At 58.7% G+C, this 15965-nt stretch carries 16 protein-coding genes; 15 read left to right on the plus strand and 1 reads right to left on the minus strand.

Going from position 1 to position 15965, the window contains the following annotated elements; genetic code table 11:
- Window positions 1–22: 22 nt before the first annotated feature.
- Window positions 23–1381 (minus strand): citrate synthase, encoded by a 1359-nt coding sequence (locus IIC71_00195; GenBank protein MCH7667612.1) that lies wholly within the window; start codon window positions 1379–1381, stop codon window positions 23–25.
- Between the two features lie 61 nt (window positions 1382–1442).
- Here IIC71_00195 and IIC71_00200 point away from each other — a divergent pair, with 61 nt between their 5' ends.
- The 15 genes from IIC71_00200 (at window position 1443) to IIC71_00270 (ending at window position 15904) form a co-directional block, all read left to right on the plus strand.
- Window positions 1443–2036 carry a CDP-alcohol phosphatidyltransferase family protein gene (locus tag IIC71_00200; GenBank protein ID MCH7667613.1) on the plus strand — a complete coding sequence of 198 codons (594 nt, stop codon included), beginning with the start codon at window positions 1443–1445 and terminating at the stop codon, window positions 2034–2036.
- On the plus strand, window positions 2033–2920 hold the full coding sequence (locus IIC71_00205) for a hypothetical protein (GenBank protein MCH7667614.1): 888 nt from the start codon (window positions 2033–2035) through the stop codon (window positions 2918–2920). Before IIC71_00200 ends, IIC71_00205 begins: the two co-directional genes overlap by 4 nt.
- Entirely contained in the window at window positions 2917–3957 is a 1041-nt protein-coding gene (locus IIC71_00210; protein ID MCH7667615.1) for a glycosyltransferase family 4 protein, read from the plus strand. Before IIC71_00205 ends, IIC71_00210 begins: the two co-directional genes overlap by 4 nt.
- A gap of 125 nt (window positions 3958–4082) precedes the next feature.
- The gene (gene pdxS / locus IIC71_00215; GenBank protein ID MCH7667616.1) at window positions 4083–4919 is read left to right on the plus strand and encodes a pyridoxal 5'-phosphate synthase lyase subunit PdxS; all 837 of its coding nucleotides are present in this window, start codon (window positions 4083–4085) and stop codon (window positions 4917–4919) included.
- 70 nt (window positions 4920–4989) lie between these two features.
- Window positions 4990–5598, plus strand: a complete 609-nt coding sequence (gene pdxT, locus IIC71_00220) for a pyridoxal 5'-phosphate synthase glutaminase subunit PdxT (GenBank protein MCH7667617.1) — start codon at window positions 4990–4992, stop codon at window positions 5596–5598.
- On the plus strand, window positions 5599–6336 hold the full coding sequence (locus IIC71_00225) for a YebC/PmpR family DNA-binding transcriptional regulator (protein MCH7667618.1): 738 nt from the start codon (window positions 5599–5601) through the stop codon (window positions 6334–6336).
- Window positions 6337–6390: 54 nt separating this feature from the next.
- Window positions 6391–6888, plus strand: coding sequence for a crossover junction endodeoxyribonuclease RuvC (ruvC, locus tag IIC71_00230; GenBank protein MCH7667619.1), 498 nt, complete (start codon window positions 6391–6393; stop codon window positions 6886–6888).
- Complete coding sequence (gene ruvA, locus IIC71_00235; GenBank protein ID MCH7667620.1) at window positions 6885–7457, plus strand: Holliday junction branch migration protein RuvA; 573 nt, start codon at window positions 6885–6887, stop codon at window positions 7455–7457. Before ruvC ends, ruvA begins: the two co-directional genes overlap by 4 nt.
- Before the next feature lie 2 nt (window positions 7458–7459).
- Complete coding sequence (gene ruvB / locus IIC71_00240) at window positions 7460–8515, plus strand: Holliday junction branch migration DNA helicase RuvB (GenBank protein MCH7667621.1); 1056 nt, start codon at window positions 7460–7462, stop codon at window positions 8513–8515.
- Window positions 8516–8524: 9 nt separating this feature from the next.
- Entirely contained in the window at window positions 8525–9541 is a 1017-nt protein-coding gene (queA, locus tag IIC71_00245) for a tRNA preQ1(34) S-adenosylmethionine ribosyltransferase-isomerase QueA (protein MCH7667622.1), read from the plus strand.
- Between the two features lie 26 nt (window positions 9542–9567).
- A complete protein-coding gene (tgt, locus tag IIC71_00250) occupies window positions 9568–10665 on the plus strand; it encodes a tRNA guanosine(34) transglycosylase Tgt (GenBank protein ID MCH7667623.1) in 1098 nt (365 codons plus the stop codon).
- 58 nt (window positions 10666–10723) lie between these two features.
- Window positions 10724–11044: a preprotein translocase subunit YajC gene (yajC, locus tag IIC71_00255; protein MCH7667624.1), complete on the plus strand. Its 321-nt coding sequence runs from the start codon at window positions 10724–10726 to the stop codon at window positions 11042–11044.
- Entirely contained in the window at window positions 11041–12546 is a 1506-nt protein-coding gene (gene secD / locus IIC71_00260) for a protein translocase subunit SecD (protein ID MCH7667625.1), read from the plus strand. The genes yajC and secD overlap by 4 nt, the downstream gene beginning before the upstream one ends.
- Window positions 12543–13583 carry a protein translocase subunit SecF gene (gene secF, locus IIC71_00265; protein ID MCH7667626.1) on the plus strand — a complete coding sequence of 347 codons (1041 nt, stop codon included), beginning with the start codon at window positions 12543–12545 and terminating at the stop codon, window positions 13581–13583. The genes secD and secF overlap by 4 nt, the downstream gene beginning before the upstream one ends.
- Before the next feature lie 212 nt (window positions 13584–13795).
- Entirely contained in the window at window positions 13796–15904 is a 2109-nt protein-coding gene (locus IIC71_00270; GenBank protein MCH7667627.1) for a bifunctional (p)ppGpp synthetase/guanosine-3',5'-bis(diphosphate) 3'-pyrophosphohydrolase, read from the plus strand.
- The last annotated feature ends 61 nt before the right edge of the window (window positions 15905–15965 follow it).

Consider the following 15965-nt stretch of genomic DNA (forward strand, 5'->3'; position numbering starts at 1 on the left):
CTAGTCGTCGCTGTCTTGCTGCCTAACCCCGCTGCTCGCGAGGCACAAAGTCGAGGCGTGGCGGTCCCGTGTAGATCTGGCGTGGCCGAGAAATACGCGTCTTGGGGTCCTCCGACATTTCTTTCCAGTTCGCAATCCATCCCGGCAGCCGGCCGAGAGCAAACAAGACCGTGAACATGCGTGGTGGAAAACCCAACGCGCGAAATATGATTCCCGAGTAGAAATCTACGTTTGGGTAGAGCTTGCGCTCGATGAAGTAGTCATCCTCAAGCGCCGCTTTCTCGAGCTGCTTAGCTATTTCCAGAAGAGGGTCGTTGCCTGCAACTTTGGCGAGCACGTCGTCGGCGAACCCTTTCAGAATGATGGCTCGGGGATCGTAGTTCTTGTAGACACGATGGCCGAAGCCCATCAATCGGAAGGGGTCGTCTTTGTCTTTCGCTCGCGCTATGTATGACTCGGTCGTCGCATCGGGGTCTGTATGAATCTGTTCGAGCATGTCGACCACAGCCTGATTTGCGCCTCCGTGCAGAGGTCCCCATAGGGCGTTCATACCTGCGGCGACCGAGGCGAACAGGTTTGCTTGGCTCGATCCAACAAAACGAACGGTGGCGGTTGAGCAGTTCTGGCCATGGTCGGCGTGGAGAATAAGGAGCACATTGAGTGCCTTGACGACAACAGGGTCTATCTCAGCGGGTCGCACGGGGAGGCCAAACATCATGCCGAGAAAGTTCTCAACGTATGTCAGCGAATTGTCGGGGTACATGTAGGGCTGGCCGATTGACTTCTTGTACGCCCATGCCGCGATAGTTGGCATTTTTGCAATGAGTCGGATCGCCGACTCGTGGACTGCTGCGGGATCTGACGGGTTGTGATATTCCTCGTAGAACGTCGAGATGGCGTTGGTCGCGGACGACAGGATGGCCATGGGATGTGCGCTGCGAGGGAAGGCGTCGAAGAACGGTTTCATTTCCTCGTTGAGGAGAGTGTGGACTTGGATTTTGTCGGTCCACTCAGCTAATTCCGCTGTGTTGGGGAGGGATCCTTCGAGCAGCAAATACGCTACCTCGAGGAACGTGCAGTTGAGGGCAAGGTCTTCAATGGAATATCCTCGATGGCGAAGGGTGCCGTTAGCACCGTCGATAAATGTCAGCGCAGAGGTTGTGCCTGCAGTGTTTGCGAACCCAGGGTCGAAGGTGACCACCCCGTGTTCAGCGCGCAGCGACCGGATGTCGATCGCAACTTTTCCGATCACGGGGGTTATCACGTCGAGGGTAATATCTTTGTCGTGTATCTGTAAATGTGCGGTTGAGTCGGTCACGACGTGACACGCTCCTATCAAAGTCTGTAACGTTTCTGTGGTCCCCGAAGTCGTCCGAATCATAGTGACGGGACTCGATGGTCGATTCTGCGCTATCTTGTCGGGCCGAACGAGGAGTTCATAAGTGCTCGATCTCAAAGGTCGCAGTCGAGTTGCACCGCTGCTTGATCCGATAGCAAAGGCGCTGTCGTGGGCGAAACTTACGCCGACGGCGGTGACCGTCGCCGGACTCCTCGCTTCTATCGGCGGTGCAATACTCGTTGCAAGACAGGACTGGACGATCGGAGCGGTAATCATTGCGGTGGGGACGTTTCTTGATGCCCTCGACGGACCGCTAGCGCGTCTTCAGGGGACTGCGTCGACCAAGGGTGCGTTTATTGACACGATGTCTGACCGTTTTGGCGAGCTTGCGGTGTGGGCTGGTCTGATCTTTTCTTTGAGGACCAACGACCTTGCACTCATGTTGGCGGTCTTTTCTCTCGGCTTTTCACTCCTCATCCCGTACGTTCGAGCGAAGGCGGAGAGTTGGGATGCCGAGGGGCGCGGCGGCTGGATGGGGCGTGCCGAACGTATGATTCTTCTCGTCGGTGGGATTTTTGCTGCCGGATTCGACCTTGATGTCGACGTAATGCTCCCGATGTTGTGGATCATGATGGTTTTGACCGGGGTCACCGTTGGCCAACGGATTCGTAACACTTGGGCTCAGCTCCCCGAATGAGGGATTGGCTGGGTTACGCCGTCTACCGAACTCTCTCCGGCGCCTTCGGACTGTTGCCGGCGCCAGTGATGCGCCGCGTCGGTTCTGGCATTGGTCGGTTGTCGTCCTACTTCTTGAAAGAACGAAAACGTCTCATCGGCCGGCACCTCCAACGCGCCATCGGCGAACCTCCGTCACAGCGACTTATTCGCGATTCCTTTGCCAGCTATGGTCGGTACTGGGCTGAGGTCTTTTGGATCCGCCCAAGACGGAAAGCCTCGTTCGTGGCGGGCACCGAAGTTATCGGCATGGAACACGTTCTTGCTGCGGTGGCCGGTGGCAACGGCCTCATCATGGGTGTTGTCCACTCGGGTAACTGGGAAGCCGCGGGAAGTGTGGCCGAGTCGGTGGGGCTACGGACACTAGCTGTGGCCGAGGGTCTCAAGAACGAGAGAATCGTTGAGTGGTTCAAATGGTGTCGCGAGTCGATGGGGATTGAGATCGTAGTCGCCCGTAAGGGGTCGGCTGCTACCAGAAATCTCCTGGCGAAACTTAAGTCCGGCGGCATGATCGCGTTGGTGTCTGATCGTGTGACCGGACCCAAAGGTGTGCCGGTGCGATTTTTCGGTGAGATGACAACGATTCCCGCGGGTCCCGCGGCGTTGGCGGACAAGACCGGGGCCGCACTGCTCCCAGTTGGGTGTTTCTTCAACGATGGGCCCGGGCACACGATCGTGGTGAGTGCGCCCATTGAGATACCATCCAATGTGAAAGACAAGACGGAGCGGGTTGCACTCATCGCGCAACGACTGGCCACGGCGTATGAAGATCTGATCCGGCGTCGACCGCAGGATTGGCACATATTTATGGAGAACTGGCCGAGCGATGCTGCGGACCGCACATGAAGATAGCCCTGGTGTCACCCTATGACATGGGCAAACGTGGTGGGGTCCAGGACCAGGTAGCCGTATTGGCGCGTTGGTTCAACGACGAAGGCCACGAGGCTTGTACGGTCGGTCCCGGAAACCCAACAGCAGACATGGGTATTGCCGATCACCGCAGTACCGGTGGTTCGCGGTCATTGTCACTCAACGGCTCCAAGGTGCCCATGTCTCTAGGGCGACACGCAAAGGATCTCACGCTTGAAGCAATCTCTGACGCGGATGTTGTACACGTGCACGAACCATTTGTACCCCGAGTCGCGACCGCAGCCCTTGTCGGGGCGGTACAACCCGTCGTCGCGACATTTCACGCCGACCCGGCACAGTGGACTCGCCGTTTGTATTCGGTGGGTTCGTACCTGGCAAGGCGGGTCATATCAAATGCGAAAATCGTAACAACCGTGAGCCCGGTGTCCGCGTCAGCGATTGCTGGTTTCACGGACTACGAAATCATCCCAAACGCCATCGAAACAGGATTCGCCACGAGCACCAAGACCCGATCGCAGGTGATGTTCCTCGGTCGATCGGATCGCCGCAAGGGGCTGCACGTCCTTCTGGAGGCCTGGCCGAAAGTGCATGCTGCGCACCCCGAGGCGACCTTGATCATCAACTCTGACAGCGGCCAGACGCTTGATGGCGTTCGATACGTCGGTCGTCTCTCGGAAGCTGAAAAGCGGACCCTGTACCTGCAGAGCGACATCTTCTGTGCACCGAACACAGGCGGTGAGTCTTTCGGTGTCGTGGTGGCCGATGCGCTGGCGGCGGGTTGCGCAGTAGTTGCCTCAGCGATTCCAGCGTTTGTCCACGTCGCCGGCGAAGCGGGGATCTTTGTCGCCCCAGGCGATGTGACGTCGCTGGCCGATGGGCTCGTTCGAGTCTTGGGCGACGACCGACTAAAGCGAGCCAAGCAGGTCGCCGGCCCAATCAGGGCGGCCGAGTTTTCAGTCGTCCGTGTCGGAAACGCCTATCTGGACGTCTACAGACTGGCCCTGAGTATCTAGCCGGCGTTCCAGGTTGGTGCGGTTTCAAGTAGTCTGTTGAGGTCAACACTTCTGGAAGGAGACCGACTGTGGGCACCTCATCTGTAGAGCGCGGCACCAACACCGTAAAACGTGGTTTGGCGGAAATGCTGAAAGGCGGTGTCATCATGGACGTCGTCAATGCGGAGCAGGCAAAACTCGCGGAGGCCGCGGGAGCAGTTGCCGTGATGGCTCTCGAACGCGTGCCAGCCGATATTAGGGCCGCGGGGGGAGTGGCCAGAATGGCCGATCCGACGATCACTGAGCAGATCGTTGCCGCCGTCGAGATTCCGGTCATGGCAAAATCTCGAATCGGCCACTTCGTTGAGGCGCAAGTGCTGATGACTCTTGGTGTCGACTACATCGACGAGAGTGAGGTTCTTTCTCCGGTTGATGAGTTCCACATTGATAAATGGGCTTACGACATTCCGTTTGTTTGCGGCGCTAAGAATCTTGGAGAGGCTTTGCGGCGAATTGGCGAAGGCGCGGCAATGATCCGCACCAAAGGTGAACCCGGCACGGGTGACGTGATCGAAGCGGTAAGACACATGCGCACCATGACGTCGCAGATTCGAGTCCTCACCGTCCTCGGTCCTGATGAGATTATGAATGCAGCAAAAGACTTGGCGGCGCCGTACGACCTGGTGAAGGAAGTCGCCGAAACAGGAAGGCTACCGGTAGTCAACTTCGCGGCGGGTGGCATTGCCACACCGTCTGACGCAGCATTGATGATGCAGCTCGGATGCGACGGCGTGTTTGTCGGTTCGGGCATCTTTAAATCGGGGGACCCGGAAGCTCGGGCGCGTGCGATCGTGGAGGCAACCACGTTCTACAACGATGCCGAAAAGATCGCCAAGGTGTCCCGTAACCTCGGCGAAGCCATGGTCGGTATCAACATCGAGACCTTGAATCCACAAGAGCTCATGCAACATCGGGTGCCTTGATGTCCCCAGCCGTGATCGAAGCTAACTCGGCTAATGATCGGCCGGTGCGCAACCACGGAAGCATATTGGCATGATCGTCGTCGGGGCGTTAGCTCTCCAAGGCGACTTCCGGGAACACCTTCACATGGTGTCAAAATTGGGTGTCGAAGCCGTTGAGGTAAGAACGCCCCAAGAACTGGCTAGCGTCGATTGTCTCATTATCCCCGGCGGCGAATCAACCGCGATTGGGAAGTTGGCCTCCCGTTACGGAATGATCGAACCACTGCAACGCCGTATTCGCGCTGGGATGCCGGTACTTGGTACCTGTGCGGGGATGATATTTCTGGGTACGGCGACGACCGGGAAACCGCAACCGCAGCTGGGTGTTCTCGACGTCACGGTCGAGCGGAACGCGTTCGGTCGGCAACGTGATTCGTTTGAGGCCATGCTGGATGTCAAGGGTCTTGACGAACCGATGGCGGCGGTGTTCATCCGTGCCCCCTGGATCCACGAGATTGGCGACGATGTCGACGTGCTCGCAACGGTTTTCCATGCTGGCAGTGGGCGCGAATACCCCGTGTTTGTTCGGCGTGCGAATGTGATGGCCATATCATTCCATCCCGAGTTGACTAACGATGTGCGAGTTCACGAGATGCTGCTTGCACTTGTGGACGAAAGACCAATCGGCGAGGATGTGTAGATGTCTGGGCATTCCAAATGGGCAAACATTAAGCACCGCAAAGGTCGTCAGGACGCTAAACGCGGCAAGCTGTTCGCCAAGTTGTGCCGCGCGGTAGAGGCCGCGGCTCGCAATGGCGGTAGTGATTTGAGCGCCAACCCCGCGCTCGTGACAGCGGTTCAGAAGGCGAAAGACAACTCAGTCCCCAAAGACAACATCGAGCGGGCAATTTCCCGCGGAGCAGGTGAGGTTGACGGCGCCGCGTACGAAGAAGTCTGGTACGAAGGTTACGCCTCAGGAGGTGTCGCGGTCTACGTGCATGTGCTTACCGACAATCGCAATAGGAGTTCATCCGACGTACGTTCCGCCTTCAGCAAGAACGGCGGAAGTCTCGGGGAGCCTGGTTCGGTTGCCTATCTGTTTGAGCAGAAGGGCATGATTGTGGCAGTAGGTGATGAGGACACCATTTTGATGGCGGCGCTTGAAGGCGGGGCCGACGACGTTGCGGAGAGTGGCGAGGGTTTCGAGATAGTCACGGACGTCGGGGATCTCGGCGCGGTGCGCGCAGCGCTCGAAGACGCCGACGTGACGATTGAACAGGCCGAGGTTACGCAACTGCCCACGATCTCGGTGGAGCTTGGTCCGCAGGAGGCGACTTCGGTGTTGCGGCTGATCGATGCACTCGACGATCTTGATGATGTGCAGGACGTTTACGCCAACTTTGAGATCTCCGAAGAGGTGTTGGCCGAGCTGAGCTGACGGCCCCTCGGAGACGTTGAGTGTCCGCGCCGTCTGCTGTAGTGTGGGGAACACATGTTCGTACTTGGTATCGACCCCGGGCTTTCAACGACAGGCTACGGCCTTGTGGAGGTCGTGCGTGGTGTTATGGCCGTTGTTGTCGCGGGAGTGATCCGCACGGACCCCGCTATGCGTATCGAGAATCGTCTTTGCGAGCTTGAGAGCGACCTAACCGAACTGATCGGTGAGCACCAGATTGATGAGGCAGCGCTCGAGACGGTGTTTGTGAACCGCAACCGCACGACTGCAATGGGTGTGCTGCGGGCATCGGGTGTTGCGTTGATGGTCCTGGGGCACCACGGCATACAGGTCACGGAGTACACCCCTACCCAAGTCAAGGCCTCGCTTTCGGGGTATGGCGGTGCCGACAAACTACAGATGCAGCGGATGGTGCAGATTCGCCTGAAGCTCTCGACCCTGCCAACACCCGCCGACACGGCGGATGCTCTCGCTATTGCGATGTGTCACGCGCAATCGTTGCGGATGAACCGCGCCGTGGAGCACGCACCATGATTGCGCGACTGCGAGGGACGATTGTGCATAAAGACTTTGACCGTGTGCTTGTTGACGTCGGTGGCATCGGCTACGAAATCATCATCCCGTCGCGAGCACACGCCGACCTGCCTCCGGTTGGGTCAGAAGCGGTTCTCCATACGCATACCTATGTGCGTGAGGATCAGCTTGCCTTGTTCGGATTTACCACGGCGGATCAGCGAGACGTCTTCCGGATTCTTATCGGTGTATCTGGGATAGGACCGAAGGTCGGGATAGCGATTCTTGCCACCCTTGACGTCGACAGCCTGCGCCGCGCGGTGCTCACCGACGACGTCGACACGTTGACCACCGTGCCCGGCATCGGCAAACGCTCCGCGCAGAAAATTCTCCTCGAGCTGAAACCCAAGATGGATCTGCCAGACCTCGAAACTCTGTCGCCGACGTCCGTACTTGGCGAGGTCCGTGACGCCCTCGCGGGCCTTGGTTATCAACCCGCGGAGATTCGTGGTGTTGTTGCGGGTCTGCCGGACAGCGAAAGCGTGGAGAGCCTTCTCAAGGCGGCACTGCAACGTTTGGGAGGGGCCTAGACGTGCGTGAAGAGGGCATTCTTTCGTCAGAGTCACTACCACCCGAAGCTGAGGTCGAGGCGTCGCTGAGACCGAGGACCTTAGACGAGTTTGTTGGCCAGGAAGGGCTCAAGGAACGACTCCGCATCCTGATCGAGGCCGCCCAGGCGCGTGACGAGAGCGTTGACCACTTGCTGTTTTCGGGGCCTCCGGGCCTAGGGAAAACCTCACTGGCGGCGATCATCGCGCGCGAGATGGGTGCCCAGCTACGGGCGACATCGGGGCCTGCAATCGAACGACCAGGCGACCTAGCAGCCGTCATCACCAACCTCGACCGCGGTGACGTTTTGTTTATCGATGAAGTCCACCGTCTTCCACGGCCTGTGGAAGAAGTGTTGTACTCAGCCATGGAGGACTTCCAACTAGATATCGTTGTCGGCAAGGGGCCGGCGGCCCGGTCGATTCGGTTGGATGTCCCACGCTTCACCCTCATTGGGGCCACGACACGCGTCGGTCGCGTGTCGTCGCCGTTGCGTGATCGTTTCGGCTATGTCGCCCGCCTCGACTACTACGACAGCGCGTCGCTGGCCCAAATCGTGCGGCGGGCTGCATCGATTCTTGATGTCGACATCGACGACGAAGGCGCGGAACTCATCGCCGGTCGGAGTAGGGGCACCCCTCGGATTTCGAACAGGCTGCTGCGGCGAGTTCGAGACTTTGCCACTGTTAGAGCAGACGGGCACATAGACGCCAAGATCGCTGACACGGCGCTCGGTGTTTTCGAGGTTGACTCCGAAGGCCTCGACAAGGTCGACCGCTTCGTCCTTCGGGCGCTCATAGAAAAGTTTGACGGAGGTCCGGTGGGGCTGACGACACTCGCTATTGCCGTTGGTGAAGATCCTGAGACGGTAGAGGACGCGTATGAGCCGTTCCTGCTTCAAATGGGGATGCTCAAACGCACCGCCCGTGGGCGGGTCGCGACGCCGCGGGCGTACCGGCATCTGGGCATAAGCCCTCCCGACGTCGCCGCCACGCCAGAGAGCGACCAGCCGTCTCTGCTTGACGCTGAGGATGTTTGATCGCGGTTCATGCAAGCAAGTGACTTCTCTTACATGCTTCCGGCCGGCTCGATTGCGCAGAAAGCGATCGAACCTCGTGACTCGGCGCGGCTGTTGGTCACGTCCACGATGGCTGGTCACGACTTTACGGATCTCCCGCAGCTACTCGAACCTGGGGACCTATTAGTCGTCAACCACACTAAGGTGCGCGCCGCAAGGCTATCGGCCGTGCGTATTGCCACGGGCGGTGCTGTTGAGGTGCTTCTGGTCAAGCGGGTCGACGCACTCAGGTGGGAGGCGCTGTTCCGTCCCGCACGCCGAATGCGTAAGGGCTTGATGTTGGAGGCAGGTTGCCTCTCCATTGAATTACTCACCGACCCCGTGCGCGGTGTCGGGACCGTTGCAGTGGACGCGCCGGGAGACGTCGAAGGTGCAATAGCGCTAGTTGGTCAACTTCCGCTGCCGCCGTACTTTCACGGATCTCTCGAGCGTGACGATCGATACCAAACCATGTTCGCAAAATGGGTGGGCTCTGCTGCCGCTCCGACCGCCGCCCTGCACTTCACACCTCGTGTAGTGTCTGATCTTGCGGAGCGCGGCGTGCGAATCGAGCCTGTCGAACTTGCCATCGGCCTCGATACCTTTAGGCCGATGGCTGACGGTTCGGTTGCTGCGCACAAGATTCACTGTGAGGCATTCCATGTGCCGTCTGAGACCGCACGAGCGATAGCGTCGACGGTGCAAGCCGGTGGCCGTGTGATAGCTGTAGGCACCACCGTTGTCCGTACACTTGAGACCGCTGCCGAGTCGCGAGGCGTGGTGCGTGTGGGTGCGGGTGAAAGCGATCTATTCATCACTCCCGGGTTTCGACCGCTGATTGTCGACGCAATGATCACGAACTTCCATGCACCACAGACCACCCTCATCGTGATGATCGCTGCTCTTTTGGGCGAGAGATGGAGGACTGTGTACGACTACGCGCTGGCCGATCGTTATCGATTTCTGTCGTTCGGGGACGCCATGTTTATAGATCAGTTCGCGTGTTAAATCCGGCGATCTGGCAGTTGTCGAGCATGAATGGCGACGCACGGGCCGGTGTTCTGAGCATCCTCCACGGTGACGTCCCAACACCAGCGTTCATGCCTGTCGGCACTCGCGCCACGGTGAGAGGGTTGGATAGCGACGATTTGGCTGCCTGCGGGGCGGACATGCTGCTTGCAAACACTTACCACCTGATGCTTCGGCCGGGCGAGAAAGTCGTGAAAGGGTTGGGGAAGCTGCACAAGTTTGCAGCATGGGACCGGCCGATCCTGACCGATTCGGGCGGATTCCAGATGTTCTCGTTGGCCTCAGAGGTCACGGAAGATGGTGTCGCGTTCCGCTCGTCATATGACGGCACTCCGGTGATGCTCACACCCGAGAGGGCGATGTCGGTACAAGAAGATCTTGGTGCTGATGTTGCAATGGTGCTTGACGTGCTGGTCGGGCTACCCGCGAGTCGCGAGGACATTGCGGCTGCGGTAGAACGAACCTTGAGGTGGTCGGAACGGGCATTAGCGGCCAAACGTAACGAGGATCAGGCGCTGTTCGGCATAGTGCAGGGAGGTGTCGACCCGGCGCTGCGTCAACTGTCCGCTAGGGGCACCGCGAATCTCGGAGTTGCAGGTTTCGGGATTGGAGGGCTGTCCGTAGGCGAAACGCCAAACGAGCGAAACATCGCACTTGAGGCGGCGTTTGCAGAGCTCCCAGTCAATAAGGTCCGTTATGTGATGGGACTCGGCGACACTGAGGGCCTACTCGACGCCATCGAGCGTGGTGCAGATCTGTTCGACTGTGTGCTGCCAACCCGTTTGGCCCGTCACGGAAAAGTTCTGAGTCGCGGCGGCGACTACTCGGTGAAGCGCAGCGAGTGGATCTCTGAGGACGCGCCGCTTATGGAGGGGTGCGAGTGTTATGCGTGTCGCACCTATTGCGTTGGTTACATCAGGCATATGTTCAACACTCGGGAGTTTCTTGGACAGCGCCTCACGACTCTTCACAACCTCACATACACGTTGACCCTGGTGGCGGACGCTCGCGAGGCGATCCTCGCCGATCGGTTCAGCGCCTTCGCGGCCGATGTGAAACAGCGCCGGCTCGGTGACTTTCAACAGAACGCAGGGGTCAACTAACCTATGGCATCCCAACGTTTCGCACGCTGGGGTTCCATGTAGAAATGTTGGAGGACAAGTGTTGCCTGTTGTGATGCAGATACTCGCTCAAAGTGGGAGTAGCGATTCGGGCGCAACGTTTTTGGGGTTGCTGCCGCTGGTCGTCATCGGCGGTTTGTTTTACGTCATGATGATTCGTCCACAAAAGCGCCGCGCGCGTGCCTCGCAAGCGCTGCGCGATTCCGTTTCCGTTGGTGACGAGATCCGTACCGTCGGTGGGATCCTCGGCCGCATTGTCGATGTCGACGATGAAGAGATCGGCCTCGAGGTGGCTCCCGGCTTGACGATCCGGCTGACTCGGAGGGCTATCGGCGAACGGCTCGACGGTAGCGACGAATGACTCGAAATCTTTTCATGAGAGCCGCAGCTATGGCTGTGTTTTCGTGGGTGCTCGTCGGCGGGTTGATCGCTACGGGACACACGCCCAAACTTGGGCTCGATCTCCGTGGTGGGTTCGCTGTCGTTCTCCAAGCACCCGAAGGCACCGACAAAGAAGTCATGGACAAGGCCGTCGAGATCATGCGCAAACGAATCGAAGGACTTGGCGGCGTGCAGGAACCCGAGATTTCGGTTCAGGGGGCAACCTCAATCCTCGTGCAACTGCCGGGTGTTGAGGATCGCGAACGCGCTCTTGAGGCTGTCGGCACAACCGGAACACTCTCATTTCGGCCGGTACTCGCCCGCGGATTTGTGAGTCCTGCATTCCAGGACGGTACCTTGCCGTTGCCCGACTCGTTGAGCGACAGCACGACAACGGCCGCGCCTGACGCGGCAGCTACGGTACCGGACAACCTTGATCCAGAAACTGGGTTGACGATTTCAGACGATCCGGATCAGACGTCGTATTTGCAAGGGGACGATGGTTTTGTCTATCAGGTCGGACCCGCGTTTCTGACCGGTGCGGACATCACGGGTGCGACACCGTCGTTCGGCCAACACACCGGCGGGCGTTGGGTTGTCGTTCCACGATTCACCTCCGAGGGCGCGCAGAAATTTGAAGACGGGACAGCGGCCCTGACGCTCTTCGCGCCGAACGATCCACGTCGCGCAATGGCCATCGTCGTCGATGGTCTGGTGACATCGGCGCCAACGATCGATAGCCGACTGCAACCGGGTGAGTTTCTTTCGGCTTCGGGCGTGCAGATCACCATTGGAGCTGTCGAAGACGCCCAGACCGAGGCGCAAGATCTTGCGTCGCTGCTTCGCTACGGTGCACTTCCCACCGAACTCGAACGTCAGCGCGTAGAGTCCGTGTCAGCAAGCCTCGGCTCGGATTCGCTCCGCGCCGGACTCATTGCGGGCATCGGTGGTCTGCTGTTCGTGGCCGGCGCACTCATCGCGTACTACCGGGTGCTCGGGTTGGTTGCGGTTATTGGCCTAACGATCTTCGGATCGTTGCTGGTCACCCTCCTGATCCTCATGGGGATAGTCCAGGGAACCACACTTACGCTGGCGGGGGTAACCGGAATTATCGTGTCTGTGGGGATAACGGCGGATTCGTACATCGTGTTTTTTGAGAGGATCAAGGAAGAACATCGCAAGGGCAAACCGCTGCGCCCCTCGGTGGATTTCGGATTTGAACGCGCATTCTCGACCATCATAAAGGGCGATACTGTGACGTTTATGGGTTCCATCCTGCTGTGGTTGCTCGCTATCGGGCCGGTAAAGGGCTTTGCAATCACACTCGGCATAGCAACAGTTGTCGACGTGGTTGTCGCGTACTACTTCACCCGACCCGCGGTGATGTTTCTGGTTCGATCACGCCTCGGTGAGGGTGGTGCGTTCAGCATCCGCGGTGCCACCGGCAGAACAAACGACGAGTCCGAGGGGGTCACTGCGTGAATGTATTTCGTCAGCTCTACCGTGGCGAGACTTCGTTTGACTTCATCTCAACCACGAAGAGAGTCTTCATAGTTTCCGGGATTCTGTTCACGGTGGTTCTCGGATCACTGTTGTTCCGCGGGTTTGAGGGCAGTGTCGACTTCACCGGGGGCGTGGTCATCGACGCACAAAACCGCGCAAACGCCGACATCACCGCGGTGCGCGACGCGCTGGGTGATATCGGCATATCGGATGCTCGGGTGCAGTTCACCGATTCGGGAACGGTTCTCATCCAGACGGAGGCGCTCGGCAATGCCGACCAGGACGCTTTGGTGCAGGCGGTCGCGGCCGTCGCCGGGGTGGAGGCGGCGGAGACAAATCTCAATGCGGTGGGACCAACATTCGGTGCGGAGATCGCTCGAAGCGCGGTGAAGGCGTTGGTGATCTTTTTGATCGTCGTCGCGTTGTACATCTCTTGGCGATTCGAGTGGAAAATGGCTCTGGCGAGTCTTGTGGCGTTGTTCCACGACCTCGCCGTCACTGTGGGTGTGTACAGCCTCCTCGGCATCGTGGTAACCCCCGCAACCGTTATTGCGATCCTGACGATTCTCGGGTACTCGCTGTACGACACAGTGGTGGTATTTGACAAGTTACGCGAGAACATTGAGGAAATCGGTACGCGCAGCAGCTTTGCGGAGATTGCGAACCTTTCGATGAACCAGGTCCTCATGCGGTCCATCAACACTTCGATGACATCGCTTGTCCCGGTTGGGTCGCTGTTGGTTGTCGGGTCATTCCTGCTCGGTGCGGCGACGCTTCGCGACTTTGCCCTTGCGCTCTTCATCGGGATCGTTGCAGGCACCTACTCGTCGATCTTCATTGCGACTCCTCTACTTACGATCTGGAAACAGAGGGAACCGGAGTGGAGTCGTGTTGCGAATCGCACGGAAGGTGTTGCGGTGGCGACGGCTCCTGAGGTGATGGTGAAGGCAGCGCCGAAAAAAGCGGCATCTACGGCGCCAGCGAGGGCACCAAAGAGCCGCAAGAAGCGCCGGTAGACTAGGACTCCACATCACAAGCGCGTGCGCAAGGCGAAGACCGCCGCGAACGTTGCACCGAGCGGCAACCTCGTAAAGGTCCTTGCGGGCTTTTGGAAGGAACGTCAGAAGTGGTCATTGAGACATCCGAAATTGGGCGCACTCCGCGCGAGATCTTCGAGTCGGTAACCGACCTATTCTGTCAACGCCACGGCGACGGTTCGTATCCGGAAATGCTCGAACGGGCGTTTACCGTCGCAGTCGCAGCCCACGAGGGCCAGTTTCGGCGCACCGGCGAAGACTACGTCACGCACCCTCTGCAGGTGGCTGAAATCCTTGCGGACTTCGGGATGGACAGCGAGACGCTTGTCGCCGCATTCCTACACGATGTTTTGGAAGACACCGATGTCACGCTGGCTGACGTCACAAAGGAGTTCGGCGGTACGGTTGCGGCGCTCGTCGATGGTGTGACCAAGCTCGACAGGATCAAGTTTTCATCAAGGGAGGAGCAGCAGGCCGCGACGATCCGCAAGATGGCAATTGCCATGTCGGATGACATTCGGGTTCTCATCATCAAACTCGCCGACCGCTTGCACAACGTACGAACCCTCAGTTCGCTGCCGATGGAAAAACAGCTGAGGGTTGCCCGCGAAACGCTGGATGTGTACGCGCCGCTTGCCAGCCGACTTGGGGTTCAAGAGGTCAAACATGAGATGGAAGAGCGATGTTTTGCGACGCTTTATCCCAAACGCATGGCCGAACTGGAGGACTTGGTTCGTCGACGTGCACCAAAACGCGAACAACACATCGAGGATGTTATTGGCGAGCTCACAGCTGCGCTCGACGCAGCCGGACTCGAAGCCGAGATAACGGGTCGTCCGAAGCACCTCTACTCGATTTACCGCAAGATGGTCAACTCTGGACTTGAGTTTGACGACATTCACGATCTGATCGGCGTACGGGTCCGGGTGACCGACACAAGAGACTGTTATGCGGTGTTGGGTCTCGTCCACACCATGTGGCGACCTATCGCCGGTCGTTTCAAGGACTACATCGCCACCCCCAAGTTCAACCTCTATCAGTCGTTGCACACGACCGTCGTTGGCCCAGACGGCAAGGCCCTTGAGGTGCAGATCAGAACTCACGAGATGCACTACATGGCCGAGTACGGGATTGCTGCGCATTGGCGCTATAAGGAGGGTCCTAGCGCGGCAGCGGATGAATTTGTAGCCGACCTTAGATCCCTCCAGGAAGAGTCGAGCGACCCCGAGGAGTTTCTTGCAAATCTCAAGCTCGATCTCTACCAGGACGAGGTATTTGCGATCACGCCAGCGGGAAAGGTGCTCACTTTGCCAAAAGGGGCAACACCCGTCGATTTCGCATATCTCGTGCACACCGATGTCGGCCACACCTGTGTGGGCGCCAAGGTGAATGGGAGGCTCGTACCGCTGGCAACTGAGCTTGAGTCGGGCGACATTGTTGAAGTGCTCACATCGAAAGCGCAAGACGCACATCCCAGTCGAGACTGGTTGGAGTTTGTAAAGTCGTCGCGCGCGGCGGCGAAAATACGTAACTGGTACACAAAGGAACGCCGTGGCGCGGCTTTGCAAGACGGGAAGGACTTCGTAGCTAGGGCGATCCGGCGTGAGGGCCTCGGCTTGTCGCAAAAGGGCAGGGAGCACTTGCTCACCGAAATCGCCACGGACCTTGGGTACGACGACCGCCTTTCCATGTTCGTCGCAGTGGGGGAGAATCGGCTAAGTGCGCAAACAGTCAGTAACCGGCTGGTGAGACTGCTTGGCGCTGACGGGGGACTCCTCGAAGCTGACGAGTCCGAGGATCTGCTCTCTCCGCCGGTACAGCGTAAAGCTCGGCGTCCCGAGCGTGCGATCATCGTCGACGGCATGGACGACCTGCTAGTACGGATCGCCCGATGTTGCGCCCCGGTGCCGGGCGACGAAATCATCGGTTTCGTGACCGTCGGACGGGGCGTATCGGTGCACCGCGCCGACTGTGCGAATGTCGAAGCTCTCGGTGAACGTTCCGAACGTATCATCGATGTGTCGTGGGCGCCCCAACAGACCGGCTCATTCTTCGTGTGGGTGCAGGTGGAGGCGCTCGACCGTCCATGGCTGCTACGAGACGTCACATCGGTGTTGTCTTCTTTGGGGGCGAACATCCAGGCTTCGTCGTCCGCGACCGGGCGTGATCGTATCGCGATTCTGCGTTATGAAATCGAGCTCAGCGATGCCATGGCGCTCGCCGGAATCGTGACTGAGTTGGCCGCGATCGACGGTGTTTTTGATGCCTACCGGTTGGTTCCTCAGACCGGGGGAAACTAGGACCCGAGCCGTGCTTCACCACGGTCTGCGGTAACGGCATTCGTACCGGCAACGATGTTTC

It is taken from the genome of Acidobacteriota bacterium (genome assembly GCA_022562055.1).
Classification (GTDB): domain Bacteria; phylum Actinomycetota; class Acidimicrobiia; order Spongiisociales; family UBA5794; genus BMS3BBIN02.